Source organism: Bacillus sp. M5A3_1b (assembly GCF_053345335.1).
Genome location: NZ_JBKEZY010000001.1, coordinates 1006375 through 1031526 on the forward strand (window position 1 = coordinate 1006375; position 25152 = coordinate 1031526).

Consider the following 25152-nt stretch of genomic DNA (forward strand, 5'->3'; position numbering starts at 1 on the left):
CCAAAGGTTGTTTTATTTAAATATATTCTAAAACATGTTACATGTTCCGTCAAACTAAACTGCAATTTTTTCTTCTACTGTTTCTTCTACTTTTACTCGTTTATCATACATGCTCGTTGCAATAATCGCTACTACAAGCATTACCATGATTGCTATAAACAATACTTCCATATTGTATAAATCAACAATCGCTCCGCCAACGACCGGTCCGAACATTTTCCCTACAGTCGCCGCGCTATTTACAACCCCTTGATAAAACCCTAACTTATCTTTTGGCGCAAGTATATTTGCAATGGTCGGAACTGCTGGCCATACGAATAATTCACCAATTGTTAATGTTACCATCGCAACGAGGAACATCGTAAATTGCTGCGCTTGACTTAATACAATGAATGACGCCGCAAAAATGATGATTCCAATCATAATTTGTTGTTTTAAAGAACGCTTCATCCAGCGAATTAACATACTAACTAGCGGCTGCGCACAAACAATCATCGCTCCGTTTATCGTCCACAATAAACTATAGTGACGAAGACTAATGTTTAATTCTTGCATATGCGTTGCAATCGCCCCTTGCCACTGTACATATGTAACCCAGCATAAAGCATATGCTACACATACGATAAGAAGTGCTTTGAATCCAGGTGTAAGCGACCAACCTTTTTTCGTTTCGATTTCTTTTTGCACTCCTGGCTCTTTCTTGTCTTCCATACCACGGAATCCAATAAAAGCAATTAAGAAGAAAACAAAGTATAAAATAAAATTAGCTAAGAAAATATAATCAAAACGGTAAGATGCAACTAAACCACCGCACGCTGTTCCGATCGCAATACCAACGTTTTGTCCAACATACATCGCATTAAATGCTCGTCTTCCGCCCTCTGGCCAAACCGTACCGACCATCGCATACATCGATGGGAAGACCATTCCAGAACCAAAGCCGATTAATGCTAGCCACACAACATATAACGGCCAACCGTGGAAGAACACAAGACCTAAAATCGATACGAGTGTAATAATAATCCCTAATAAAATTGATTTATAACCGCCCCATTTATCAAATAAAACACCGCCGAGCAAGTTTCCGATTACACCAGTAAGCGAGTTGATCATTAATACCATTCCGGCCACAGATAAAGATTTCCCTAGGTGATCATGCAAATAAATTGTATTAAAAGGCCATAAAAAAGAAGCACCCGTGACATTAATAATCATCCCAGCTACTAATAGCCATACTTTCCTTGGCATAGTCTCCCCTCCTATTCTATTTTTTCGTTCATCTATAACAGTAAAATTGTAGTCGTTTTTAAATAGGAAGGCAACTGATTAATAGTTGATGAAATTCAGATAATGGTTTTTCGGTAAATGAAATTATATAAATTGTCACTTAAAAATATATCAGTGATTTTGGGAATCTATCGACTTACCGACAAAAAACGACATCAACAACAATATATAAAAAAGGAAGACTGCATAAAGTTCATGCAGTCTCCCCCTTATTTATACTATCCAACTTCTTTTTCTCGCTTCGCACGTTCTTTCGCACTCCATTTAAATATTTTATCTAGTAGAGAGTATATTCTCCCAGACTCCTTCGTTAATAACGGTCCTAACGATGCTAATATTAAAACGTACAGTGCAGAGAACGGTTTAATCGTTGCCATTAAACCACCCGCAATGCCGATATTGGCTACAATAATGGAGAACTCTCCGCGTGATACGAGGGTTAAACCGATATTCGTAGAAGCCTTATGCGATAACCCGGCTTTACGTCCCGCCATCATTCCAGCTGTAAAATTACCGATGAGCGTAATGAAAACTGCTCCTAATGCCAACCACACTGCTCCTCCAAGTGAAAACGGATCTATACTTAAACCGAAACTGAAAAAGAATATGGCTCCAAAGAAGTCACGAAATGGAACGACGAGATGCTCAATCCGATCACTATGCTCTGTTTCAGAAAAGACGAGTCCTAACAATAATGCTCCAATTGCCTCAGCAACATGAATCGTTTCTGAAAATCCTGCTACAAAGAATAAAATAGCGAATATTAAGATAATAAAAATTTCATTTGACGAAATATCTAATACTTTATTTAGAAACGGCGTAGCTTTTCTAGCGATTACAAAGAATAGTAGCATATACCCTACCGCGATTAACACCGATGTAAGAGCACCTACAAATGATGTTGCACCACCGAGTACTAACCCTGAAACGACTGATAAATATACAGCTAAAAAGATATCATCAAACATAATGATTCCTAATATTAATTCAGTCTCTTTATTACCAGATCTTCTTAAATCAACAATTACTTTCGCAACAATTGCACTCGATGAAATTGTAATGATTCCAGCAATAATTAACGTTTCTAATAAAGGGAAGCCCATAACATATCCATAAAGTAAACCTAATATGAAATTAAGCGATATATGAACACTACCCCCAAAAGCAATCGACTTTCCTGATTTAATTAATTTTTTTATTGAGAATTCTAAACCTAAGTAGAATAAGAGGAATATGACGCCAACACGGCCGAGGAAGGAAATAACTTCTCCGCTTTCAATAAACCTTAAATCGATAAGTCCTAAATCTGGGGCATGAGGCCCCACTAACATACCGAGTATAATGAGAAACGGAATAATCGAGAACTTTAACTTCGCAGCGAGGATAGCTGCAAAAGCTACTAATACTAACGCAGTTCCAACTTCAAAGATTAAAGTATCCATCGATTAGGAATCACCTCCTGCTGAAAGCAATTCATTAATAATTCTTTTCACTTCATGTCTTTCGCCCGACAATACGAGCATATCGCCAGCTTCAATAATAGAGTCTGGACCTGGATTAAAGAATTTCTTCATATTCTTTTTCAAAATAGCAATAATCGTTACGTTATATGTTTTTCTGACATGTAAGCTACCAATTGTTTGTTGTACTACTGGTGCATTATTTTCCACCTTAAACCATTCAATTGATAATCCTTCAAAAGCCATTTCAATTGTATCTAACGCTTGTGGTCTATATACCATTCCGCCCAATATAGCTGCAATTTGTCTCGCTTCAGAATCACGCAGAGAAATGCTTGAAATACTCTCATCATGATCCGCATCAAAATGATACATTTCTCTTCGGCCATCATCATGAATAACGATAACCATCTTTTCATTACCTTTTGTTATCACTTCAAATTTACATCCAATGCCCGGTAATTCACTCTCTCTAATATTCATATTCCCGCCTCCTAAAATTTTTAGTTACGGCTTTTACAAATCGACATCAATCTCTGTTTTAAATTCTTCATCTTTTGAGATTCCCAAATACTTTAATGTCTCTGAAGGTGTCGCGTGATGAAAATGTTTTTGCAATAGCGCAATCGCTATTCCTCTTTTGTATGCATGAAATCCAAACGTTTTTCTCATTGAGTTTGTTCCGATTTTACCAACAATCCCAACTGCTTCAGCAGCATTATGAATTACACGATACGCTTGTTGGCGCGTAATTGAATTTGTCGTTTTATTAGATTGAAATACGTAGTTTTCTCTTTGAGCATTAATAGATTGTACGTACTCTAAAAGCGCTTCTTTTACTTTTGTATTTAAATAAATATCTTGTTTAAATTTTTCATCTTTTACAGGAAGAGAATAAAACTCTTTAACAGTTCCATCTTCATTTAATACCTCTTCAAATTTCATACTAAGTAGCTCAGTAATCTTTAATCCGGTGTTGATCCCAATAACAAATAAAAGATAATCTCGCTGCGAATGCTCTTTTAAATACTTTTTCATATCCTCAATTTGGCTTATATCTTTTAATGCCTCTACAACTTCCATACATGTATCTCCTCATCTTATGAACGGTAATTTTCTCATTATCCTGTCCATTTTACCTTATCATGCTATGAGATTTCCATGTATTATCCATTATTTTCACAATATACTCTTACGACAATTTTTCATTTGGAAATTTATGATTGTACAAATACGGTGTGGGTAGAAAAAATAGGGGGTACAAATTCAGCTTCTTCCTATAGATCGGATTCCTCCTTTCACTTTTCGGTTGCTGATACTCATATATTATGTTACTTATTTACATTATATTATATATTTCAGTAACATTAAAGTATTTTTTCTGAAAATACAAAAAGCCGAGTGCTTTCACTCGGCTTTTTACGTATTAATCTTCTTTCGGAAGAACAATACCTTTATACAATTGAACTGTAATGAAGTAATAGATCGCATAAATAACTACGAAAATTACGATTGGCACCCAAATACGGAAGTACGGATCAACTAAAATAAATCCGAAAATATTCATACCAACTAATACGTGAGTGATACCCACAATTGCCGGGAATAAGAATACTAAAAATAACTCTTTATAAATCGATTTCGTTAATAACTCACGGCGCACACCGATTTTACGAAGCATTTGATAACGCGTAATATCTTTTGATGCACCAGAAAGAATTTTAAACATTAAACAACTTGCCATCATTGCTAAGAATGCAATTCCAAGGAAGAACCCCATAAATACTGTTCCACTCGCAATCCCATAGAACATATCGTAAGTTTGATATTTACTGCTCATTCTTTCAGCTGTTACATTTTTATATTTATCTAGCTGCAACTCGTCAAGTTTTTTCCATTCTTTTTTATATGTTAAAAAGTCTTCTGTTTTTCCGATAAATGCTATACCTTCTTTACCATTTATCCCATCGTACATTTTTTGATCTACAATTTTAATTGCATGATCTTCGCTTATATAATAGGGATGAATTGAACTAAAAGCATCTACCCATTCTACTGAAAGCTCTTTAGTATTCGCATCTTTTTCATTCATTTCTCTAGAAACTGCACCTACTGGTAGTTCCGCTGAAACGTTCTTTGTATTCACTAAATCTTTCATTGACTTCATATTCGCCATATCTTTTATTAAAGGACGATTTTTCTCTAAATCTTCTTTTACGTAATAAACATACTTATCATCAACTTTGTAACGATATTCATTTTTCTCTTTAAATGTAATACCATCTAAAATTTTCTTTTCTTCAGCTGTTGGATTATGAACTACTGAATCATATATTACTAAACCATCAACCATTTTTATAACGTTATTTTTAAACGCCATGCCACCTGAAATCGCACCAGCTCCAAGCGCTACTAACATCGCTACTGTCGCAAGTACTTTCGTTAAACTATTAATGCGGAAATTTAATTGAGCAAATGTAAAAGCGTTAAGCCCTTTTTCACTACGCTTTTTATTACTTTTTAACTTTTTAATAATAACTGGAAGAAGTGATCCAAATAGCATGTAAGTACCAGCTGTTGTTGTAATTAATGCAATAAGGATTCCCATTTCTCTTAGTTTTTCCATGTAAATCATTGATGCATAGCCAATTCCTAATAAAATAACAGCAAGGATTGCAACGACACCTGTCATTTTTCCTTTTACCGCAACACGCTCTGTTTGTGCATCCGCATGTACAAGTTGCAGTACAGAAATACGTGATAATTTAATACTGTTCATAATTGCTGATAATACAAATAGTGCAAAGAAGAAGATGCAAGTAACAGTCATAGATGGAAGGTAAAATGCTTTATATCCTTCACCAGCAAATTCAAGCTGTTTCATTAATAACTGTCCGATACCTTCTGCAAGTCCTACACCAACTGTAATACCAATCGCAAGAGACGCAGCGCCTAATACGATCGTTTCAATAAACATAAGTAATGTAACTTTATGCTTTTTTGCTCCTAACATCATATACATACCGAACTCTTTTTGACGAAGAGATAATAAGAAAGAGTTCGCATATAAAATATAGAAGAACGTTATAATAGCTAGTAAAAATGAACCTGCTTGGAATACGAATCCAATTGATTGAATAACTGAGTTAGATTCGATAAACGCTTTATTCAGCGCTAACGTTTGGAACATGTAAAAAATTGAAATCGACATGACAAGACCGACAAGTAAGACGATATAATCTTTCAGCTTACTTTTCAGCCCCGACATGGAAAGTTTAAATAACATACTGGAACCTCCTTTCTTACGCTTTTTGTGTACCTAAATCTGCAAGTACATCTAAAATCTCTTTGTAGAACTCTTCACGCGTACCACCACGATGAATTTCTTTATATAGCTCACCATCTTGAATGAATAAAATTCGCTGACAATAACTTGCACTATACGGATCATGTGTAACCATCATAATAGATACGCCTTGTTCTTCATTTAAGTTTGTCATCGCATCAAGTAAACTCGCTGCATTTTTAGAATCAAGAGCTCCTGTTGGCTCGTCCCCTAAAATAATTGCCGGCTCATGCACAAGCGCGCGCGCTGCTGCTGAACGTTGTTTCTGTCCACCAGATACTTCAGATGGATACTTTTGAAGAATTTCTGTAATCCCTAACATATCCGCTACTTTTTCTACTTTCGGTCCAATATTACGTGATGGAACACCTTGAAGAGAAAGCGGAAGTGCAATGTTTTCATAAATAGATAAGTTCTCTAATAAGTTAAAGTCTTGGAAAATGAATCCTAACTTTTGTGAACGGAAATCAGAAAGCTCACCTTGCTTCATTTTCGTAATATCCGTACCCGCAATTTCAACAACGCCGCCCGTTGCTTTATCAAGCGTTGAAATTACATTTAACAATGTCGTTTTACCAGAACCAGATGGTCCCATAATCCCAACAAACTCACCCTCTTGAATTGAGAATGAAACACCTTTTAACGCTTGTGATTGATTCTCACCCTTTTTACCGTACACTTTTTGAACGTTTTTCACGTCTACAACTGGTTTCGTCATATATATCCTCCTACGCTTGTTTTTCCATTACCTATTTTGCGCCTTTTGGAAAGGAACTGCTATTTGTTAACATTACAATTACCTTACACTTTTGTAATATAAAAAAGATGCACGTGTAAGGTTCGTTCGTAAATGAAATTTTATCAGCGATTCTCAAAATATATCGACTTACCGACAAAAGATAACAATAAAAATGAGCTGTTCCACAAAAGGAACAGCCCACTTCTCTCTTTATTTCTTTAAAGGTGTTACCGTCCAATACGTAATAACACGCCAAATCCATTCTAGTGGACCCATTTTAAAGATTTTCATCCAAATCACACTAAACACAATTTGAATAGCGTAAATTGCAATACATACATATAACGTCTGTATGTACGTTAAGTTTCCTGCAAAGTTAAATACGCTACCAGCAATTAAAATCATTGCAGTTTGTCCGATATAATTTGTTAAAGCCATACGACCGTAGTATTTCAGTGGTGCTAACAATGTTTGAACTGGTTTTAACTGAAGTAATAAAATTAATGCTCCTACATAGAAAGCTGAAATAATTGATCCAACTGTAACGCCAATTTTTAAGAATTGACCTGCAGCGTCCATTGTTCCATCCTCATTCATGAGCATCATATTTACGAATGGCTCAGCAGGAACGTGCCCATATTGATACCATAACGCTACAACACTTAAAACAAACATGACACCTGTAAAAATAGCGACTTGTTTGATTTTTGCTGAAAGATTTTCAAACACTTTATACTGCCCCGCAGCAAGACCTAATAAAATTAAACCTAATGGTAATAATTCCTTAGTTGCCATAATACTAAAAGCTATCGTAAGAATAAGACCGATTACTACATTCACTTCTTTTTTCGCTTTATAAAACGGTAAAACGACTAATCCACAAATTGCGTATAACGCTAGTGCTTCTCCAGGCTGAAACATTTGATGAATTAAACCAAAAATAAATAGTGCAACTACGCGGCGTAGAAATAGAACGTATCCATTCTTCCCTTTCGCAATTGCTCTTGTAATGAAGATGTAGAATCCTACTCCAAATAAGAATGAGAAAATCGAGAAAAAACGACCTTCTACAAATAAGTATAGAAACCTTTGATAGCTAGCATCTACTGTATTAGGATCTGGAATTTTAATATTAAGTAGTGCAAGAATATTCACTAAAATAATCCCCAGTAATGCGAAGCCACGAATGTAATCTAACTCATCAATTCGTTTGTTTGTAATGTTGTTCCCCATAAAGCAACTCCTTGTCCAAAATTTAATCCTCCCTTACTCTACTGGACATGTTATCTTACAACTATCGACAAACCTTACAGGAATCTTACATTATTGTCATATAGTAAAATGAAGCTTTAATCAGACTTTTGCGATACAAAATAAAACCAGGTCATATTGCGACCTGGTTTACTCTGATTGCTTCGATCTTTGAGGCTGTCCTTTTTTACTGTTGCGCTGTTTCACTTGAACAACTGGATCAAGTTCATTCGAAAACTCAGCGTTATGTCCATTTTGTGTTTTTTGCTCTGGATTATTTTGATCTGAACGTTTCGCCATTACATTCACTCCTTATTAGTGCGGTGTAATAATCATTTGATGTTGCAGTTGGCGAATTGCCATACGTGCTCTATTTAATTGCTCACGTTGCTCATCATTCGCATGTTGTTGCATCGTTTGTAAATCGTTATATGCTTGTTCTAATTGTAACTGCGCATCTGAATACTCCATCGTATTGTAATGCTCTTGTCTCATGCCTTGGTCTAATTGTTCTTTCGCGTATTCCACCGCTTGTTCTGCTTGTGTAATATACGATTCAAGTGATTGACGCTCTGCCATAATTGTCCCTCCTTGCTTCAATTCCCCTTTAGTGTGTCCCTTCCATCTCTACCTTATGAGTATGTTATAATGGATTTTGTTTCATTTTGACTCGGCTTAGGAGGGAAAGTAATGAAGGTTCAAAACCCTTTTCCATATACAAACGACAATAAACGTTATCATACATGGAATTACCATTTACGAAATGAATTTGGTGAAAAAATCTTTAAAGTTTCATTAGATGCTGGCTTCGATTGCCCGAACCGTGACGGTACAGTTGCTTACGGCGGTTGTACATTTTGCAGTGCTGCCGGATCTGGTGACTTCGCTGGTGATCGCCGCGATGATGTTATAACGCAATATCATGAAATGAAAGAAAAAATGCGCTCGAAGTGGAAAGACGGAAAATGTATCGCTTATTTCCAAGCGTACACAAATACACATGCACCACTTGAAATTTTAAAAGAAAAATTCGAACCGCTTCTAGCAGAAAAAGACGTTGTCGGTCTTTCTATTGCAACTCGTCCAGATTGCTTACCAGATGATGTTGTTGAATATTTAGCGGACTTAAATAAACGCACATACCTTTGGGTTGAACTCGGTTTACAAACTGTTCACGAACGAACTGCAAACCTTATTAATCGCGCTCACGATTATCCTTCTTACGTGGAAGGCGTAAATAAATTACGCAAACATGGTATTAGAGTTTGCTCTCATATTATTAACGGTCTTCCACTTGAAGATTACGACATGATGATGGAAACAGCTTGTGAAGTAGCGAAGCTTGATGTACAAGGAATTAAAATTCATTTACTTCATTTATTAAAAGGAACGCCAATGGTGAAGCAATATGAAAAAGGACAACTAGAATTCCTTTCTCTTGAGGATTACGTAAGTCTCGTTGTTGACCAACTTGAAATGATTCCAGAAGACGTAATTGTGCACCGTATCACAGGTGACGGTCCGCCTGACTTAATGATTGGTCCAATGTGGAGCTTAAATAAATGGGAAGTATTAAATTCCATCGATGCAGAATTTGTACGCCGCGGAAGCTGGCAAGGAAAATATGCAAATGAGGAGAAACAACAATGAAATTAGAACGTGTATTACCGTTTGCTCGCACACTACTGCAAACGGCAGTAAAAGAAGGCGATTACGCTGTAGATGCAACGCTCGGCAATGGACATGACACATGCTTCCTAGCTGAAATCGTTGGAGATAACGGAAAAGTATTTGGATTTGATATTCAAAAAGAAGCAATTGAAAGCTCTACTATCCGTCTAAAAGAAAAAGAGCTTTTTGAACGTACTGTTTTAGTTCACAATAGTCACGATACGCTTCTATCCGTACTACCAGAAGATGCAAAAGGAAAAGTAACAGGCGCTATCTTCAACTTAGGTTACCTTCCTGGTGGTGACAAGCATATCGTTACAAAACCGAACTCAACACTCTCGGCAATTGAACAATTACTAGAAGTAATGGCACCTGAAGGAATTATCGTCCTTGTCATTTACCACGGACACCCAGAAGGACAAGTAGAACGCGACGCTGTTCTCAAATTTGCAGAAGAACTCGACCAAAAACAAGCTCACGTACTACGATACGGCTTCATTAACCAGCAAAATAACCCGCCATTTATTGTGGCGATTGAGAAGCGATAATATATCGACGATTTTTCAATTATATCTATCGTAACTCCGAATATATCAGCGATTTTTTCGATATATCAACGATTCGACACAATATATCGACTTATCGACAAAAGATAACAAAAAAAGACGTGCACTCACTGCACGTCTTTTTGTTATTCTGCTATATAATGGATATATACACTATTTGAAGAAAGAAGGATAGAACTTTGCTAGTAGAACTAAGGGGAATTCAAAAGAAGTATGGCAAATCACTTATACTAGACAACATCGATTTATCCATTCCAGAAGGAGAGGCACTCGCTATTATTGGCGGGAACGGGACTGGAAAAAGTACTTTACTCAAAATAATTGCAGGTTTTATTTCACCTACAGCAGGGACACTTCAAAAAAAAGAACATATACAAATCGGCTATGTACCTGAACATTTTCCTGAAGGGATTCGTTTTACATTAGAGGATTATTTATATCATCTCGGCCACATCCACGGCTTATCAACAAAATATTTAAAAGATAAAATTCCGATGCTTCTTGAATCTTTTCATTTACATCATGCAAGGCATTCCGTTGTACGAAACTTTTCAAAAGGTATGAAACAAAAAACTGGCATTATGCAAGCATTGCTTACAGATGTCCATTTATTAATTTTAGATGAACCTCTTTCTGGACTTGATCCTACCTCTCAGCAAGAACTAGAACATATTCTACTCTCATTAAAACAACACGGCATATCTATACTCTTCACATGTCACGAAAAACAACTACTAGAAAACTTCGCCGATAGAATTGTGACGTTAGCAAATCATACAATCACGGAAGATATCTCTGTGCAAAAAGGAGCAGAACAAGTCTATATTGAAGCAATCGTTCATGAAACATTTTCAGCGATAGAACTACGGAAACAATTAGGCTTTATACACGTTGCACACAATGCAAATCAAAACCTTATTCAATTACAAATCGAAAAAGAATATACAAACGAAATGCTTCAGTTTTTATTACATAAAAAAGCATCTATCACACTGCTACAAACTAACTTTTAAATCGAAAGAAGGTTTATTATGTTTGCGCTTATTCGTTATCACTTTCTCGACTATACAAAATCGTATAAGTACGTCCCTCCTATTGCGATGTACTTTGTGAGCTTACTTTTTGTATATACATATAAACCGACTCCTATTGTACCGACATACTTAGAAACAGCACTCGCACTTTATCTATTATCTGCTTGGATTACGATCACAATTTTTCATACTGAAGACCCTGTACAAGAACAAATTACGATTTCTCATACAAATAATATTTCAGCATTGTACGTCGGTAAATATATTACCTCTCTTCTCATTTGTACTGTGTTATCTTTTATATCTGTAATCTATCCAATTATTTTGCAAATGTTTAATGAAGAAATGACAGTTTCGTTATTTCTAGTCGGATTTCTCGCTCATATGTCTTTCTCTATAATAGGAATTTCAATTGCAACTTTATTTACTAGAAATATGATTCAAAAAACAAGCACCGCTTGGCTTAGCCTTACATTCATATTACTTATAACGATCGCCTCAATCCGGTTTAAAAAAGAGTTACTATGGTTTTTACCACCTGTCGAAAGCTTTCTAATGCTTGGACAATACAAATTTAATATACTTACTCACACGCTATGGCTCACAGCTTGGGCTATCGTATATTCATTTTTATTACTTACTTTATTTCTTTTTGTCGTTCGTAAAAAACGTTTTTAATTACATATTAAAGGAGACAAACCAATGATCGGAATACTAGCAGGAATGGGACCAAAATCAACTGGGCCATTCGTTGATACAGTTGTAGCAAAGTGTCAAACAATATACGGAGCAAAACATGATATGGACTTTCCTCATATGATGATCTATTCGTGCCCAACACCGTTTTACATGGATCGCCCTATTGATCACGAAGCGATGAAAAAAGCGATTATTGAAGGAGCACAAAAACTTGAAAGTACTGGCGTAGAATTTATTGCTATGCCGTGCAATACGGCGCATCTTTATTTTGAGGAATTACAACATTCTCTTTCCATTCCGATTTTAAATATCGTCGATGAGACGTTACAAACAATTCCTGAAAATATAAAAAGAGTCACGCTTCTCGCAACAGAAGCGACAATCCAAGCTGGTATTTATCAAGACGGGATTGCAAAGCGTAATATAGAGTACATTCATAACGAACAATGGCAGGAAAGCATTAATCAAATTATTACTTGTATTAAAGGCGGAGAAATTGAAGAAGCCCGCAAATTATGGAGCGCGCTCGTTTTACAATTAAAAGATGAAATAGATACTGCTATCATCGCATGTACTGATTTGAATGTTGTGGCGAGTGAGGATTTTGTGGATTCTGCTCAATGTCTTGCTGAGGGTGTTGTTGAGATGTATGCAAAAAATATAAGGGGGTCCAAATGAATATACCTTTTGAAATGGGATACACATTTGACGAAAACCTTAGAGAAAAACCTATATCCCTTGCTGAAATGAAGCAAGGGATTGCATTTTTGAAAGAACATTTACATGAAGATTCGTTATATGGAAAGAGCTGCGGATTAATCGGCGTTTATGAACGAATCGCTGGCAACCTTTCTGAAAGTAAATATTACTTACAGGAGGCAATTGAATATTACACACAAACGGACAGCATCCAAGGGCTTTTTATTAACAAACTTCGTCTTGCACATACATATCATTGGGAAAGAAAATTTCCTGCTGCAAATGCACTCTTTACCGAACTTCTACAAACACTACCAGACTTACCCGCCTATGAAGACTTCTTCTACCAACATTATGGAAAAAGCAAATTAGATGAAGGTGACTTCCATACTGCCTTATCTTATTTTCAAAAGGCACTTCAAATCAGACTACAAAAAGGAAATGAAGAGCTAATTCATTCAACTAAGCTTTGCATTGCGTATTGTATGTCTTGCCGATAAAATCTGCTCTAAAAACTTTTAACTTTCTTCACAATTCTTTCAAAGTAATCACACTTAATCTCGCTATATTAAATAAGTAGTTATTCATATAGGAAAGGTTAGGGGAACTGAAAGTATGAAAGTAAATCGTTCGCTTCATTACATTTTTTGGCGTTGGCATTTTTATGCTGGGCTTTTTATTACACCGCTTCTTATTACGTTGTCACTGAGCGGAATTGGGTATTTATTTCGGGAAGAAGTTGAAGATTTCATCTATAAAGATTTATATTTTGGGAAGAGCGCCCAAACGGAATCTATTTCGATGTCTGATTCTATTTCCTTAACAGAGAAAAAATATCCACATTATAGTGTGGCGAAAATTAGTGAGTTTAATGGGGATTATAATACGAGGCTTACTATTGCAAATGAATATACGGGGCAACAAAAATATGTGTATTTAGATAGCAATAATCAAATTATTGGAGATCAAAATGCAAGTGAAACGTTTGCCAATATAATGCGGGAATTACATAGTTCTCTTTTAGTTGGTGGCACTGTCGTCAACTATACTGTAGAGCTTGCGGCATGCTGGACAATCTTTTTAATTGTGACTGGATTGTATATGAGTATACGCCAATTCAAAAACACACCGGCATCCACTAAGCGAGAAAAAGCAAAACGACGTCATTCTATTATCGGTATTATATTTACAATTCCACTCGTTTTGTTAGTCGCATCTGGATTGCCATGGTCAGGATTTATGGGTAACCAAATTTATAAAATCGCATCGTCGAATGAATCGATTGGATATCCAAAGTTGTATATGGCACCGCCTGAATCAAAGGTAAAAGAATTGCCGTGGGCAACAAGAAAAGAAGCTCCTCCTGAATCGAATTCAAATGAGCTAAAAACAATTTCTGTCGATGAATTACAAAAAGGAATTGAAATAAAGAAGCCATACGTTATCTCACTACCAACTGATCCGAAAGGTGTATTCACCGTTTCGAAATCGAGCGGTTCTGGTATTACGGGCATGGATGTGGCACCAAATGAAGAAATAACAGCTTACTTTGATCAATATAGCGGAAAACTCATTTCAAAAACGGACTATCGTGATTATGGATTATTTGCACAATGGTTCACTTACGGTATCCCGCTTCACGAAGGACATTTATTCGGATGGCCAAATAAAATATTATGCTTACTAACGACATTATCTTTATTACTTCTTATTTATTACGGAGCAAAAATGTGGTTTGCAAGAAAGCCGAAAGGAAAATTAGCAGCACCGCCAAAGCAAAGAGATAAGAAAAGCGTACTCGTTTTCTTTATCATGATGGTTATACTAGGCGCTGTCATGCCTTTATTTGGACTATCTGTTTTAGTTATTTTTGCGATTGAACTTCTTATATATGTATTTGCAAAAATACGATCATAAATAAAAAAGCATTTGTACTCTCGTGTACAAATGCTTTTTTATTTACTATTCGTTTGTTTTTTTCTACTATTCATTAAGAACACGATATCTACAATAATAATTGTGCCAATTATTACTTGCGACACATAATCCATCATAGTAGGACCACTTGGCCTATTCATCATCATATACATTCCAGTTACAAATGAAATGGAAAGTAGCATGAGTAACGTTACTTCAATATTTTCATATAGCTTTTGAAACAATCGCTTCATTTCTACCACCAACCTTTACCATATTATAACAAAAACCACTCTATATGAGTGGTTTTATTCATCACTGCGCCATTTTCTTTCGGTACATCTTCCCGTTCCAATAGAAGAATCGTGAAGTAAGCCCTCCGTATTTTACAATGCGCCGTGCCATTTTGTGCATATTCTTTTGTGCTGATACTTTTTGATCTGATAAATAAATACCAAGTAACCCTCGGCTTATGAGACGATGAAACTTCGCATGAGGTAAATCACCAATGCTCTTCTCTGCTTCTTCTACAAAATGTTTCATACGATCTAATATCGCTTGCTCATTTTCATAATAACTACAGAAATTCAAATCCCCGCCTATACGGTCTTCTTCTTGATCGATGAAATAATCAAGTAAAATGTGAAGTCCTTGTACGTATGGGAAGTATCCTTGTCTAATTTTCGCAATATCTTCATCATGTAATTCATCATGAAATGCATATGCGACAAGACAGAAGATTCCAAGTGTAGAACCGGCACATGCTGAAAATTCAAACCAGCTCATTTCAGGTAAATTTTCTTTATGTGCTTCAAACCATTTTTGTAAGCGTGGTTCTCTTTCTTCTAACTTCACGTGTTTATGAATTTGCAAATCACAATAATAACAAGCAAGTTCATGAAGAACAGGAGCAATTTTGTCATAGTGCTTCGTTTTCTTTAAAACATCTTGGCATGTTTCAACGAGTTCATCTAAATAACCACCATCGTCTTGGTCATCACGATAGCGATAATAATTACCGCCACCTTCTACTTCAGGTGATAATGCCATTAACATAGATTCATGCAGTGCGGCAAAATCATTCGGATCAAGTGATGTACTGCGGTCACATAAATTATCTAAATAATCGCTGATTGTTTGATACGCTACGATAAAACGAATGCATTCCTCTCGGTGCTCATTTGCTAGCAGTGCTAAAATACCACCGCCTTCGCAATGAAACGTTTTATTCTCAATACTTGCGATTGCCTGACTATGAAGCTCATCATTCGGAATATGGTAGGCACGCTCTTTCCACACCGCTAGCTCATGGTGTACTACCGGAAACACATCACGGTATACTTTCGCCATGAGCGTTATGGGATTACTCGGTACGTTCACTTCTTCCTTCATCTCCTCTATTCAATGTACAAATAATTTACTTATTTGTTTCTATTATGTTATTGATGCGTATTTCAGTAAATGACTGAATATAATTCAAAATTTCATCACGCTCATACTCATTTAATAACTCGTGATAACAATTCGGCCATTCTTTAAAAGCCTTATCACTCATTTTAACATTATCAAACCACATGCGGACACGTGTTTTATCTACAAGTTTATCCTCACACGCCTGCATTAGCAAGAGCGGAACATCTGGAAAATCATCTATTTTTTTATGAGCAATTTCGATAGACTTAATCAATTCACTATACCAACGTACTGATACTTTGCGCAAGAACAATGAATCATTCTCCATCGCGTCCCTAACTTCATGATTACGAGTGGACATTTCCACTGTAAGATTCGTTGCAAATTGCAATTTTGGAGCAATAATATTTAATATTTTTGAGGCAGCTTGAAGTGGTGCTGAAGGTCCAGCTACTAAGCCTAAACATGGCGAACTTAAAATAATGCCGTCTACATCTTCTCTCTTCGTTTCTTGCATCATACGAATGACAATAAGACCACCCATACTATGACCAAATATAAAAATAGGTAACCTATACTTTCTTGCCTCTTTCACCCATAATTTAACTTCCTCTATGTATTCATCAAATGAATCAATATGTCCTCTATTTCTTGAAGTCGTTCCGTGTGACGGAAGGTCCCCCATTACGACGTGGTAGCCGATATGATTCCACATTTCCGCAATGGCTTCGTAACGTCCGTGATATTCCATTGCGCCGTGCACGATAACAACGACAGCTTTCGCTTCCTCTGCTTCATAATTCCACATACGGCTCTCCTCCATTTCACTCTTTCTCATAATTTGATACACTAAAACTAGTCTCTAGGAAAGGAAGGCTTTACATGATATACCCTTACAAAGAAAAAAATCCGAAAATTGCGAGTAGTGCTTTTATCGCTGACTATGTTACCATTACAGGCGATGTTTCCATTGGTGAGGAATCAAGTATTTGGTTTAATACAGTCATACGCGGCGATGTGTCACCAACAATCATTGGAGACCGAGTAAATGTACAAGACCAATGTACACTTCATCAAAGCCCGCAGTACCCTCTTATTTTAGAAAACGATGTTACAGTTGGGCATCAAGTTATTTTACATAGCTGTCATATTAAAAAAGATGCTTTAATTGGAATGGGATCTATTATATTAGATGGTGCTGAAATTGGTGAAGGAGCCTTTATCGGTGCTGGAAGCCTCGTTTCTCAAGGAAAGAAAATCCCGCCAAACACGTTAGCGTTCGGTCGCCCAGCGAAAGTCGTTCGTGAGTTAACAGAGGAAGACCGTAAAGACATGGAGCGAATTCGCACACAATATGTTGAAAAAGGCCAGTATTATAAATCATTACAGAAGTAACTTTTCCAGCTGCCATTAAAGTGGCAGCTTTTTATATAAAGTGAAACTTTAATCAGTGGGGGTTTTCTTCATCTCCCACTGATTATCAGCCCTCACCAATCGGACTTTTATGGGCAGCCCGACCCCCACCTAACTTCTTTGCTTTCGCTGAATTTTGCGGTGGGGGTCTTACTGCCCATTAAAGCGGGATAAAAACTAACTTTTTCTTTACAAAACATTATTACTCCCTCAATAAAATCTTATTAAAATAAAAGCTAATATCTCCATATATATGTAAACGAGGGAGGAGAATTTTCATGAAGGTCAGTGGACTGTATAAAATAGAATGTTACATTTTCAAAGGAATTAACCGATACTTTGATCAAAAAACATTAAATATCTTTTTCAGCAATATTACTCATATCGGTGGTGCTACTTTCTCAATCGCACTCACACTTTTCTTTTTAATTTTTGCAAAAGGGACTTTGCATCAAGCTGCAATCGCAACTGCTATTTCTTTAGCAATTAGCCATATTCCTGTACAAATATTAAAAAGATGGTATCCGCGAAAACGCCCTTATTTAACAATTCAGGATGCGAAATATCCAGTCCATCCATTAAAAGACCACTCTTTCCCGTCTGGTCATACAACAGCCGTTTTCTCTGTCCTTATTCCATTTATTTGCTATAATCCAAGCATATTTGCTTTTCTATTACCGTTAGCATTATGCGTTGGTATTTCTCGCATTTATTTAGGGCTTCACTATCCGTCTGATGTATTCGTCGGTATGTGCCTCGGCACTTGCTCTGGCATCATCTCTTTTTATCAATTCATCCCACTTTTCACATAAAGGAGTGATATGATGAGAGTCGCCATTTTTACCGATACTTTTACGCCACAAGTTAACGGAGTTGCGAAAACATTAGAACGATTAACACGTTATTTTCAGAAAGAAAAGATCGCCTATTCTGTTTTCGCTCCTCAGCATACAGCTGAAGATAATTTCGTGGCTAATGTGAACAAGATGAGAAGTATCCCGTTAACAATATTATATCCAGAATGTCGCTTTTCTTTTCCTACTCCGCGCATTAAACGAGAACTTCTTTCCTTTAAGCCTGACATTATTCACATTGCCACACCTTTCAACATGGGACTTTGTGGATTGTATTATGCAAAAAAGTTAAACATCCCAGTTGTCGGTTCTTATCATACTGATTTCGATGCTTATTTACGCTATTACAAAATCGAATTTCTCTCTAATATGCTTTGGAACTATTTAAAATGGTTTCATAGTCATATGCAAAAAAATTTCGTTCCTTCCTTTGAAACGTTACACCACCTAAAAAACAAAGGCTTTCAGGCCCTCTCCATATGGGGACGCGGTGTAGATTGCACACTCTTTCATCCATCTTACAATACAGACCTATTCCGAAAAAAATATAATATTACAGCGAAGTATGTCCTTTCCTATGTTGGACGGCTTGCCCCTGAAAAAGATATTGATACGTTACAACACCTTATCGCGAAAACAGCGCATACTCGAAACGATATTCATTGGCTCATTATAGGAGACGGTCCTCTAGCAATAAATTTACGTGAAGCTGTTCCGAATACAAATGTCACTTTTACTGGATATTTACAAGGTAAGGATTTAGCTGAAGCATATGCTTGTTCTAACATCATGGTATTTCCATCCGCTACTGAAACGTTCGGAAATGTCGTACTCGAATCACTTGCATGCGGTACACCTGTCATCGGTGCAAATAGTGGCGGGGTTAAAAATATTATTACGGATGGACAGACAGGAGTTCTTTGCCCGCCCAAACATGCGGATTCATTTCTATCATCCATCCATTCTTTATTGCGAAATGAAGAGCAACTTATGCAAATGAGCATAGCGGCTTCATCTTATGCTAAAACAAAAAGCTGGGATGAGATTTTCCGTGGGTTACTTGCCCAATACGAAACCGTCCTTCAGAACACCGCATCCGAATTACTCGCTTAAACAGAAGAACTCCCTTCAACTAGACGAAGGGAGTTTATTACACAATTATAAATTTTAGTTTCATAAATGATACATAAGGTTAAATATTGTTTTATTTCTATATTCATTATATCAAAAATAAACATAACTAAACAGACTTGTAATAAAAACCCATAAAAATTAATATATGGTTATACAGTGTTTTAACTAACTGTATATTGATTTTAAGAATTCCCCTTAAAATCAACTTACTCACATACCTTTATACAGTAATTGTTCCCCAATTTCTGTATATCAAAAAACCTTTCATTCATTTGAAAGGTTTTTTTGAGCCTGCACATATTCTTCTTTCGTATTCACATTTATAAACCAATCCGCATTCGCTTGTACATCTTCTCCAGCAACATACTTTACATTACATTGTAATAAAAGCTGGCCCACACTTCTTTTTTCTTCCTGAAGCAAAGCATAAATCTTTTCTTTCATACGGTTATGATACGCTGCAAGTAACGGTTGTTTTCTTCCATTAATAATAGGTACAACCGCATCATATTCATTACTCGTTTGCTCTAGCAAAATGGTAAACCATTCGCGCGAAACATTTGGCGCATCGCAAGGCATAATAGCGTACCAATCTGCTTCTATATATTCCATACCTGATACAATGCCGGCAAGTGGTCCATTTCCTTTATAATGCGGAATATCTTCTATAACAGGAACTTGTACGAGTTGCTCTACTCGCTCTTTTATATCAGTATGGCTAATTACTACAATGTCTTGCAAAGTATTTCCCATCACTTTCACAATATGCTCAACAAAAGTAGTTCCCTTCCAAATTGCTAACGCTTTCGGCTCACCGAATCGACTCGATATACCGCCTGCTAATACAATTCCAGCATACTTACTCATTGGCGATGCAGCTCAAATGTAATATGACCTAATTCCGGTAAAATCAATTTATTCATCGCAAGGCGAACTGCTCCGCTCGATCCTGGCATCGAGAAAACTACTTTGCGCCCAATTGTACCACCAATCGCTCTACTTAACATTGCGCTGCTTCCGATATCTTCTAAATAGCTAATCATGCGGAACAACTCACCAAACCCGACAATTTCTTTATGTAATAACGCTGATACTGCTTCAATCGTCACATCACGCTTCGTAATACCAGTTCCGCCATTTGTTAACACGACATCAACATCTTCTCTATGATAACCAGCTAACACTGCTTGCTGAATACTTTCTTTATCATCTTTTACAATTTCATAAGCAGTTACAGTATGCCCTGCCTCTTTTAACAATTCATGTAATAGTTGTCCGCTCTTATCTGTCTCTTTTGTACGTGTATCGGAAATCGTCACAATCTTACAACGCACTTCTTTTGGTGCTTGTTTTTTATGTTCATTAACACTCATTTTTCATCTTTCCTTTCATTTTATTGTAAAATTATGTATGAAGCGAAGAATTCAACATGATACAATATAAGTATGTTTATCCATATAAAGGAGCTTTACATGATTCAAAATATGAAACGATCCGTACCCATTATACCATTCCTAATTATATTATCCCTTTTTCAATGTATCGCTTACGGGTTCGATATTAACTTTTTAAAATTGTATGTGCTTATGCCTGATGGTGGTATTCGTTACTATTTGACTAGCACATTAATTCCTCTTGCACTTGCCTAGATAGTAGATTTTATTTTTAAACGTTCTACCTTTAAATAAGGAGGTCTACTTACTATGGAACTTTATAAAAAATTAACAACAACATTCATCCTCTTATTCATCGCTTCCATTACTGTCGGATTTTCTCTAAAAGGCGCAATTCCATACGCTACATTAGTAAGCATTATATTCGCAACACTATTTTTACTAAGCAGTGCCTTTTGCGCAGGTAAAGCACGCCACATGAAAGGTTGATTACATATGTTCCAGAAGAAACCAATCCTTTGTAAATCCTGCAGGAAAGAAATACAAACGTATGAAAAGGCATGGATTCATATGCCTTTTCCGGCAAGTGGCATGACGAATATGAAAAAGTATATTGAGCTAGACGGCGAAGTGTATTGTAACTCATGCATTAAAATTGTAAGTAAAACAAAATAAAAAAAGCTTTGCGCTCACGGCGCAAAGCTTTTTTTCATATATTATAGACCAGCTTGCTCTTTTAAAGCTGCAGCTTTGTCTGTACGTTCCCATGTTAGGTCTACATCAGTACGTCCGAAGTGGCCGTAAGCTGCTGTTTGTTTATAAATTGGGCGACGTAAGTCTAGCATTTTAATAATACCAGCTGGGCGAAGATCGAAGTTGTTACGAACTAGTTCTACTAGTACGTCTTCAGATACTTTACCAGTCCCGAATGTATCAACTGAAATTGATACTGGTTGTGCTACACCAATTGCGTATGCAAGTTGTACTTCTGCTTTGTCAGCAAGACCAGCTGCTACGATGTTTTTCGCAACATAACGAGCTGCATATGCTGCAGAACGGTCAACTTTCGTTGCATCTTTACCAGAGAATGCACCGCCACCGTGGCGAGCGTATCCACCGTAAGTATCAACGATGATTTTACGTCCTGTTAAACCAGCATCACCTTGTGGTCCACCAATTACGAAGCGGCCAGTTGGGTTAATGAAGAATTTCGTTTCTCCATCCATTAATTCTGCTGGAACTACAGCTTTAATTACATGCTCTTTTAAATCGCGATCGATTTCTTCCCATGTAACATCTGGATGATGCTGTGTAGAAATTACGATTGTATCTACACGTACAGGTTTACCATTTTCATCATACTCAACTGTAACTTGCGTTTTTCCATCTGGACGTAAGTATGATAATGTGTCATCTTTACGTACTTCAGTTAAACGGCGAGCTAATTTGTGAGCAAGCGAGATTGGAAGTGGCATTAATTCTTGTGTTTCATTACATGCGAAGCCAAACATCAAACCTTGGTCTCCCGCACCAATTGCCTCAATCTCAGCGTCAGTCATTAGACCTTCGCGTGCTTCTAGCGCTTGGTCAACACCCATAGCGATGTCAGCAGATTGCTCATCGATAGATGTTAAAACTGCACAAGTTTCTGCATCGAATCCGTATTTTGCGCGTGTGTAACCAATGCCTTGAATTGTTTCACGAACGATTTTTGGAATATCTACGTAAGTAGAAGTCGTAATTTCCCCCGCTACCAATACTAAACCAGTTGTTACAGTTGTTTCACAAGCTACACGTGCATTTGCGTCCTTTGATAAGATCGCATCTAAAATTGAATCAGAAATTTGGTCACAAATTTTATCTGGATGTCCTTCAGTTACAGACTCAGATGTGAACAGATGACGTTTTTTTGTCATGTGGTAAACCTCCCTACAGTAATTGTATATATTGTACGGAACTCATCCTTAATTTGCCACAAACTGCGACATACATTTATTCTCCCACACAAGCATACAGAAAAACCTTTCCTACTTTGCATAGAGGAAAGGTTTAATTTGCTACTTGCATACTGCTTTTTGCCCTTTGCTCTTATCGTTCGAGACCGTTAGCCTCGCACAGGTTTTAGCACCTATTCACCTGTATTTACCACTACAAGTGAGGTTGCTGGGCTTCATCGGGCCTGTCCCTCCGCCAGCTCGGGATAAGAGAGTATCCGTCCCAACCTATACTAAAGAAATGATATTCATTTGTCAATTAATATTCACATTTTCCTGAAAGTTTTTCTCAATACGCCTGGAATGAAATATTAATAAGGAAATAATACATTCACACAAACAAAAAGAAATAAATAGTATACATTATTTATATAATTGTGTTATACTCTTGTTGGGGATTACGAGAAATATTTCATTAAATGAAAAGGATGGTATATAAATATGAGTACTGTGAATGTCCAAATTGGTTTACACGAATTATTGAACGGAAGCAATGCACAGATTCAACTAAGTGTTCCGCAATTAGTGGAAAAAGTATTAATGCGAAATGAAGGGAAATTAACTTCTACTGGTGCCGTTTCTGCTTCAACAGGAAAATATACAGGACGTTCTCCTAAAGATAAATTTATTGTGAAAGAAGCATCGGTTGCTGACAAAATTGCTTGGGGAGCAGTGAATCAACCGATTTCTGAAGAACATTTTAATAAATTATACACTAAAGTTTTAGAATACTTAAAAGAAAAAGAAGAGTTATTCATCTTCAATGGATTTGCAGGCGCTGACCGCAATTACCGCCTACCAATTCAAGTTATTAACGAATATGCATGGCACAATTTATTTGTACATCAATTATTCATTCGTCCAACTGAAGAAGAATTAACAACTCATGAATCAGAGTTCACAATTGTTTCTGCACCGAATTTCAAAGCTGATCCAGCTGTTGACGGTACAAACTCTGAAGCATTCATTATGGTTTCATTCGAAAAACGTATCGTACTAATTGGTGGTACAGAATACGCTGGAGAAATGAAAAAATCAATCTTCTCTATTATGAACTTCTTACTACCTGAACAAGATATTCTTTCTATGCACTGCTCTGCAAACGTAGGTGAAGAAGGCGACGTAGCACTATTCTTCGGTTTATCTGGAACAGGTAAAACAACATTATCTGCTGATCCACACCGTAAATTAATCGGTGATGATGAGCATGGTTGGTCTGATAACGGTGTATTCAATATTGAAGGCGGTTGCTACGCAAAATGTGTAAACCTTTCTCATGAGAAAGAACCACAAATTTTCGATGCAATCAAATTTGGATCTGTTTTAGAAAACGTTATCATTAATAACCAAACGCGTATCGCAGACTATAACGATACTACTTTAACAGAAAATACTCGTGCTGCATACCCTATGCATGCGATTGACAATATCGTACTGCCAAGTGTTGCTGGACACCCAAATACAATCATTTTCTTAACGGCTGATGCATCTGGCGTATTGCCTCCAATCAGTAAGTTATCAAAAGAACAAGCTATGTACCATTTCTTAAGTGGCTACACTAGTAAACTAGCAGGAACAGAGCGCGGCGTTACATCTCCGCAAGCAACATTCTCAACTTGCTTCGGTTCACCATTCTTACCACTTGATGCATCTCGCTATGCTGAAATGCTTGGTGAAAAAATCGAGAAACACGATGCGAAAGTATTCTTAGTAAACACTGGCTGGACTGGTGGCGAATACGGCATTGGTAAACGTATGAACTTAGGTTACACTCGTGCAATGATTCAAGCAGCATTAAGCGGCGAACTTGCGAAAACTGAAACAGCTAAACATGACATCTTCGGTCTTGAAGTTCCACTTCACGTACCAGGTGTACCTGACGAAGTGTTAATGCCTGAACAAACTTGGGCTGATAAAGCTGCTTATAAAGAGAAAGCAATCGAGCTTGCGAGCGAATTCAAAGAGAACTTCAAAAAGTTCGACAGCGTTTCTGAAGATATTATTAACTTAGGCGGTCCAATCGCTTAAGTACAAACTTTCTGTTGGAATACCCCTTTTACTCATATGAATAAGTGTCGTGTAACCGTAAAGTTCCGTGTACTCACCGACAAAACCCAATGCGGCTTAACGGTTATACACACTTACATAAAAAAGAAGCTTACGTTTTTAACGTAAGCTTCTTTCTATATCTTATCTCTCCATCTATGACTTAGTTCATAAAATTACATACCAACATCCTGATTTTACTGAAAATTCATTTTATAATCATTCGTTTTGAGTT

29 protein-coding genes and 1 riboswitch are annotated in these 25152 nt (G+C 36.7%); of the genes, 14 read left to right on the forward strand and 15 right to left on the reverse strand.

Annotation, left to right across the window (positions count from 1 at the left end; all coding sequences use genetic code 11):
- Nucleotides 1-54: 54 nt before the first annotated feature.
- The 9 genes from ACLBWW_RS05325 to ACLBWW_RS05365 form a co-directional block, all read right to left on the reverse strand.
- Nucleotides 55-1248: an MDR family MFS transporter gene (locus tag ACLBWW_RS05325; protein ID WP_048540795.1), complete on the reverse strand. Its 1194-nt coding sequence runs from the start codon at nucleotides 1246-1248 to the stop codon at nucleotides 55-57.
- A gap of 257 nt (nucleotides 1249-1505) precedes the next feature.
- On the reverse strand, nucleotides 1506-2729 hold the full coding sequence (locus ACLBWW_RS05330; RefSeq protein WP_431123806.1) for a cation:proton antiporter: 1224 nt from the start codon (nucleotides 2727-2729) through the stop codon (nucleotides 1506-1508).
- Nucleotides 2730-2732: 3 nt separating this feature from the next.
- On the reverse strand, nucleotides 2733-3230 hold the full coding sequence (locus ACLBWW_RS05335) for a cation:proton antiporter regulatory subunit (RefSeq protein WP_001026048.1): 498 nt from the start codon (nucleotides 3228-3230) through the stop codon (nucleotides 2733-2735).
- A 33-nt stretch (nucleotides 3231-3263) separates the two neighbouring features.
- Nucleotides 3264-3830 carry a tyrosine-type recombinase/integrase gene (locus ACLBWW_RS05340; RefSeq protein WP_098047266.1) on the reverse strand — a complete coding sequence of 189 codons (567 nt, stop codon included), beginning with the start codon at nucleotides 3828-3830 and terminating at the stop codon, nucleotides 3264-3266.
- Between the two features lie 343 nt (nucleotides 3831-4173).
- Nucleotides 4174-6033, reverse strand: coding sequence for an FtsX-like permease family protein (locus ACLBWW_RS05345; RefSeq protein WP_048540802.1), 1860 nt, complete (start codon nucleotides 6031-6033; stop codon nucleotides 4174-4176).
- A 16-nt stretch (nucleotides 6034-6049) separates the two neighbouring features.
- Entirely contained in the window at nucleotides 6050-6811 is a 762-nt protein-coding gene (locus ACLBWW_RS05350; protein WP_048540804.1) for an ABC transporter ATP-binding protein, read from the reverse strand.
- Between the two features lie 231 nt (nucleotides 6812-7042).
- On the reverse strand, nucleotides 7043-8065 hold the full coding sequence (locus ACLBWW_RS05355; protein WP_048540806.1) for a DUF418 domain-containing protein: 1023 nt from the start codon (nucleotides 8063-8065) through the stop codon (nucleotides 7043-7045).
- A gap of 168 nt (nucleotides 8066-8233) precedes the next feature.
- Nucleotides 8234-8383 (reverse strand): hypothetical protein, encoded by a 150-nt coding sequence (locus ACLBWW_RS05360; RefSeq protein ID WP_001129345.1) that lies wholly within the window; start codon nucleotides 8381-8383, stop codon nucleotides 8234-8236.
- A gap of 15 nt (nucleotides 8384-8398) precedes the next feature.
- Nucleotides 8399-8662 (reverse strand): YtzC family protein, encoded by a 264-nt coding sequence (locus ACLBWW_RS05365; protein ID WP_000840869.1) that lies wholly within the window; start codon nucleotides 8660-8662, stop codon nucleotides 8399-8401.
- A 111-nt stretch (nucleotides 8663-8773) separates the two neighbouring features.
- On the opposite strand from ACLBWW_RS05365, the gene ACLBWW_RS05370 reads away from it, so the two are divergent.
- From ACLBWW_RS05370 to ACLBWW_RS05400, 7 genes are all read left to right on the forward strand, one after another.
- Entirely contained in the window at nucleotides 8774-9733 is a 960-nt protein-coding gene (locus tag ACLBWW_RS05370) for a TIGR01212 family radical SAM protein (RefSeq protein ID WP_098633404.1), read from the forward strand.
- Nucleotides 9730-10302 carry a class I SAM-dependent methyltransferase gene (locus ACLBWW_RS05375; RefSeq protein WP_087984867.1) on the forward strand — a complete coding sequence of 191 codons (573 nt, stop codon included), beginning with the start codon at nucleotides 9730-9732 and terminating at the stop codon, nucleotides 10300-10302. The genes ACLBWW_RS05370 and ACLBWW_RS05375 overlap by 4 nt, the downstream gene beginning before the upstream one ends.
- A 197-nt stretch (nucleotides 10303-10499) precedes the next feature.
- Nucleotides 10500-11333, forward strand: a complete 834-nt coding sequence (locus ACLBWW_RS05380; RefSeq protein ID WP_098122816.1) for an ABC transporter ATP-binding protein — start codon at nucleotides 10500-10502, stop codon at nucleotides 11331-11333.
- Between the two features lie 18 nt (nucleotides 11334-11351).
- Nucleotides 11352-12032 (forward strand): ABC transporter permease, encoded by a 681-nt coding sequence (locus ACLBWW_RS05385; RefSeq protein WP_098047260.1) that lies wholly within the window; start codon nucleotides 11352-11354, stop codon nucleotides 12030-12032.
- 24 nt (nucleotides 12033-12056) lie between these two features.
- Nucleotides 12057-12731, forward strand: a complete 675-nt coding sequence (locus ACLBWW_RS05390) for an aspartate/glutamate racemase family protein (RefSeq protein WP_048540814.1) — start codon at nucleotides 12057-12059, stop codon at nucleotides 12729-12731.
- A complete protein-coding gene (locus tag ACLBWW_RS05395) occupies nucleotides 12728-13252 on the forward strand; it encodes a hypothetical protein (RefSeq protein WP_048540816.1) in 525 nt (174 codons plus the stop codon). Before ACLBWW_RS05390 ends, ACLBWW_RS05395 begins: the two co-directional genes overlap by 4 nt.
- Before the next feature lie 115 nt (nucleotides 13253-13367).
- Nucleotides 13368-14669 carry a PepSY-associated TM helix domain-containing protein gene (locus ACLBWW_RS05400; protein WP_048540818.1) on the forward strand — a complete coding sequence of 434 codons (1302 nt, stop codon included), beginning with the start codon at nucleotides 13368-13370 and terminating at the stop codon, nucleotides 14667-14669.
- A 38-nt stretch (nucleotides 14670-14707) separates the two neighbouring features.
- On the opposite strand, the gene ACLBWW_RS05405 is transcribed toward ACLBWW_RS05400, so the two are convergent.
- The 3 genes from ACLBWW_RS05405 to ACLBWW_RS05415 all read right to left on the reverse strand — a co-directional run bounded on the left by ACLBWW_RS05405 (nucleotide 14708) and on the right by ACLBWW_RS05415 (nucleotide 16890).
- On the reverse strand, nucleotides 14708-14923 hold the full coding sequence (locus tag ACLBWW_RS05405; RefSeq protein ID WP_048540820.1) for a hypothetical protein: 216 nt from the start codon (nucleotides 14921-14923) through the stop codon (nucleotides 14708-14710).
- A 61-nt stretch (nucleotides 14924-14984) separates the two neighbouring features.
- Nucleotides 14985-16049, reverse strand: a complete 1065-nt coding sequence (locus tag ACLBWW_RS05410; RefSeq protein WP_048540822.1) for a tetraprenyl-beta-curcumene synthase family protein — start codon at nucleotides 16047-16049, stop codon at nucleotides 14985-14987.
- A gap of 37 nt (nucleotides 16050-16086) precedes the next feature.
- The gene (locus tag ACLBWW_RS05415) at nucleotides 16087-16890 is read right to left on the reverse strand and encodes an alpha/beta hydrolase (protein ID WP_048540823.1); all 804 of its coding nucleotides are present in this window, start codon (nucleotides 16888-16890) and stop codon (nucleotides 16087-16089) included.
- Nucleotides 16891-16964: 74 nt separating this feature from the next.
- On the opposite strand from ACLBWW_RS05415, the gene ACLBWW_RS05420 reads away from it, so the two are divergent.
- The 3 genes from ACLBWW_RS05420 to ACLBWW_RS05430 all read left to right on the forward strand — a co-directional run bounded on the left by ACLBWW_RS05420 (nucleotide 16965) and on the right by ACLBWW_RS05430 (nucleotide 19462).
- Complete coding sequence (locus ACLBWW_RS05420) at nucleotides 16965-17477, forward strand: gamma carbonic anhydrase (RefSeq protein WP_000640203.1); 513 nt, start codon at nucleotides 16965-16967, stop codon at nucleotides 17475-17477.
- Between the two features lie 296 nt (nucleotides 17478-17773).
- The gene (locus tag ACLBWW_RS05425) at nucleotides 17774-18307 is read left to right on the forward strand and encodes a phosphatase PAP2 family protein (RefSeq protein WP_000868583.1); all 534 of its coding nucleotides are present in this window, start codon (nucleotides 17774-17776) and stop codon (nucleotides 18305-18307) included.
- A 12-nt stretch (nucleotides 18308-18319) separates the two neighbouring features.
- Entirely contained in the window at nucleotides 18320-19462 is a 1143-nt protein-coding gene (locus ACLBWW_RS05430; RefSeq protein WP_048540825.1) for a glycosyltransferase family 4 protein, read from the forward strand.
- A gap of 285 nt (nucleotides 19463-19747) precedes the next feature.
- Here ACLBWW_RS05430 and ACLBWW_RS05435 read toward each other — a convergent pair whose 3' ends face one another.
- Both ACLBWW_RS05435 and ACLBWW_RS05440 read right to left on the reverse strand, forming a co-directional pair.
- Nucleotides 19748-20350, reverse strand: coding sequence for a molybdenum cofactor guanylyltransferase (locus ACLBWW_RS05435; protein ID WP_048540827.1), 603 nt, complete (start codon nucleotides 20348-20350; stop codon nucleotides 19748-19750).
- Nucleotides 20347-20856 carry a MogA/MoaB family molybdenum cofactor biosynthesis protein gene (locus ACLBWW_RS05440; RefSeq protein WP_048540830.1) on the reverse strand — a complete coding sequence of 170 codons (510 nt, stop codon included), beginning with the start codon at nucleotides 20854-20856 and terminating at the stop codon, nucleotides 20347-20349. Before ACLBWW_RS05440 ends, ACLBWW_RS05435 begins: the two co-directional genes overlap by 4 nt.
- A 99-nt stretch (nucleotides 20857-20955) precedes the next feature.
- Between ACLBWW_RS05440 and ACLBWW_RS05445 the strand changes: the two genes are divergently transcribed.
- Genes ACLBWW_RS05445 through ACLBWW_RS05455 form a run of 3 tightly spaced genes read left to right on the forward strand, consistent with a single transcriptional unit; the run spans nucleotide 20956 to nucleotide 21552 of the window.
- On the forward strand, nucleotides 20956-21132 hold the full coding sequence (locus ACLBWW_RS05445) for a hypothetical protein (RefSeq protein ID WP_176374056.1): 177 nt from the start codon (nucleotides 20956-20958) through the stop codon (nucleotides 21130-21132).
- Nucleotides 21133-21186: 54 nt separating this feature from the next.
- Entirely contained in the window at nucleotides 21187-21366 is a 180-nt protein-coding gene (locus ACLBWW_RS05450) for a hypothetical protein (protein WP_048540832.1), read from the forward strand.
- A gap of 6 nt (nucleotides 21367-21372) precedes the next feature.
- Nucleotides 21373-21552, forward strand: a complete 180-nt coding sequence (locus tag ACLBWW_RS05455) for a hypothetical protein (protein ID WP_048540834.1) — start codon at nucleotides 21373-21375, stop codon at nucleotides 21550-21552.
- 41 nt (nucleotides 21553-21593) lie between these two features.
- On the opposite strand, the gene metK is transcribed toward ACLBWW_RS05455, so the two are convergent.
- Nucleotides 21594-22793, reverse strand: a complete 1200-nt coding sequence (metK, locus tag ACLBWW_RS05460) for a methionine adenosyltransferase (protein WP_000163113.1) — start codon at nucleotides 22791-22793, stop codon at nucleotides 21594-21596.
- A gap of 169 nt (nucleotides 22794-22962) precedes the next feature.
- A riboswitch (SAM riboswitch) is annotated at nucleotides 22963-23084 on the reverse strand.
- A gap of 228 nt (nucleotides 23085-23312) precedes the next feature.
- Between metK and pckA the strand changes: the two genes are divergently transcribed.
- Nucleotides 23313-24899, forward strand: a complete 1587-nt coding sequence (pckA, locus tag ACLBWW_RS05465) for a phosphoenolpyruvate carboxykinase (ATP) (RefSeq protein WP_048540837.1) — start codon at nucleotides 23313-23315, stop codon at nucleotides 24897-24899.
- Nucleotides 24900-25152: the final 253 nt, after the last annotated feature.

Coding starts and splice junctions, on each gene's coding strand:
- ACLBWW_RS05325 (WP_048540795.1), bottom strand. CDS start 1,248: ATGCCAAGGAAAGTATGGCTATTAGTAGCTGGGATGATTATTAATGTC.
- ACLBWW_RS05330 (WP_431123806.1), bottom strand. CDS start 2,729: ATGGATACTTTAATCTTTGAAGTTGGAACTGCGTTAGTATTAGTAGCT.
- ACLBWW_RS05335 (WP_001026048.1), bottom strand. CDS start 3,230: ATGAATATTAGAGAGAGTGAATTACCGGGCATTGGATGTAAATTTGAA.
- ACLBWW_RS05340 (WP_098047266.1), bottom strand. CDS start 3,830: ATGGAAGTTGTAGAGGCATTAAAAGATATAAGCCAAATTGAGGATATG.
- ACLBWW_RS05345 (WP_048540802.1), bottom strand. CDS start 6,033: ATGTTATTTAAACTTTCCATGTCGGGGCTGAAAAGTAAGCTGAAAGAT.
- ACLBWW_RS05350 (WP_048540804.1), bottom strand. CDS start 6,811: ATGACGAAACCAGTTGTAGACGTGAAAAACGTTCAAAAAGTGTACGGT.
- ACLBWW_RS05355 (WP_048540806.1), bottom strand. CDS start 8,065: ATGGGGAACAACATTACAAACAAACGAATTGATGAGTTAGATTACATT.
- ACLBWW_RS05360 (WP_001129345.1), bottom strand. CDS start 8,383: ATGGCGAAACGTTCAGATCAAAATAATCCAGAGCAAAAAACACAAAAT.
- ACLBWW_RS05365 (WP_000840869.1), bottom strand. CDS start 8,662: ATGGCAGAGCGTCAATCACTTGAATCGTATATTACACAAGCAGAACAA.
- ACLBWW_RS05370 (WP_098633404.1), top strand. CDS start 8,774: ATGAAGGTTCAAAACCCTTTTCCATATACAAACGACAATAAACGTTAT.
- ACLBWW_RS05375 (WP_087984867.1), top strand. CDS start 9,730: ATGAAATTAGAACGTGTATTACCGTTTGCTCGCACACTACTGCAAACG.
- ACLBWW_RS05385 (WP_098047260.1), top strand. CDS start 11,352: ATGTTTGCGCTTATTCGTTATCACTTTCTCGACTATACAAAATCGTAT.
- ACLBWW_RS05390 (WP_048540814.1), top strand. CDS start 12,057: ATGATCGGAATACTAGCAGGAATGGGACCAAAATCAACTGGGCCATTC.
- ACLBWW_RS05395 (WP_048540816.1), top strand. CDS start 12,728: ATGAATATACCTTTTGAAATGGGATACACATTTGACGAAAACCTTAGA.
- ACLBWW_RS05400 (WP_048540818.1), top strand. CDS start 13,368: ATGAAAGTAAATCGTTCGCTTCATTACATTTTTTGGCGTTGGCATTTT.
- ACLBWW_RS05405 (WP_048540820.1), bottom strand. CDS start 14,923: ATGAAGCGATTGTTTCAAAAGCTATATGAAAATATTGAAGTAACGTTA.
- ACLBWW_RS05415 (WP_048540823.1), bottom strand. CDS start 16,890: ATGTGGAATTATGAAGCAGAGGAAGCGAAAGCTGTCGTTGTTATCGTG.
- ACLBWW_RS05420 (WP_000640203.1), top strand. CDS start 16,965: ATGATATACCCTTACAAAGAAAAAAATCCGAAAATTGCGAGTAGTGCT.
- ACLBWW_RS05425 (WP_000868583.1), top strand. CDS start 17,774: ATGAAGGTCAGTGGACTGTATAAAATAGAATGTTACATTTTCAAAGGA.
- ACLBWW_RS05430 (WP_048540825.1), top strand. CDS start 18,320: ATGAGAGTCGCCATTTTTACCGATACTTTTACGCCACAAGTTAACGGA.
- ACLBWW_RS05435 (WP_048540827.1), bottom strand. CDS start 20,350: ATGAGTAAGTATGCTGGAATTGTATTAGCAGGCGGTATATCGAGTCGA.
- ACLBWW_RS05440 (WP_048540830.1), bottom strand. CDS start 20,856: ATGAGTGTTAATGAACATAAAAAACAAGCACCAAAAGAAGTGCGTTGT.
- ACLBWW_RS05445 (WP_176374056.1), top strand. CDS start 20,956: ATGATTCAAAATATGAAACGATCCGTACCCATTATACCATTCCTAATT.
- ACLBWW_RS05450 (WP_048540832.1), top strand. CDS start 21,187: ATGGAACTTTATAAAAAATTAACAACAACATTCATCCTCTTATTCATC.
- ACLBWW_RS05455 (WP_048540834.1), top strand. CDS start 21,373: ATGTTCCAGAAGAAACCAATCCTTTGTAAATCCTGCAGGAAAGAAATA.
- metK (WP_000163113.1), bottom strand. CDS start 22,793: ATGACAAAAAAACGTCATCTGTTCACATCTGAGTCTGTAACTGAAGGA.
- pckA (WP_048540837.1), top strand. CDS start 23,313: ATGAGTACTGTGAATGTCCAAATTGGTTTACACGAATTATTGAACGGA.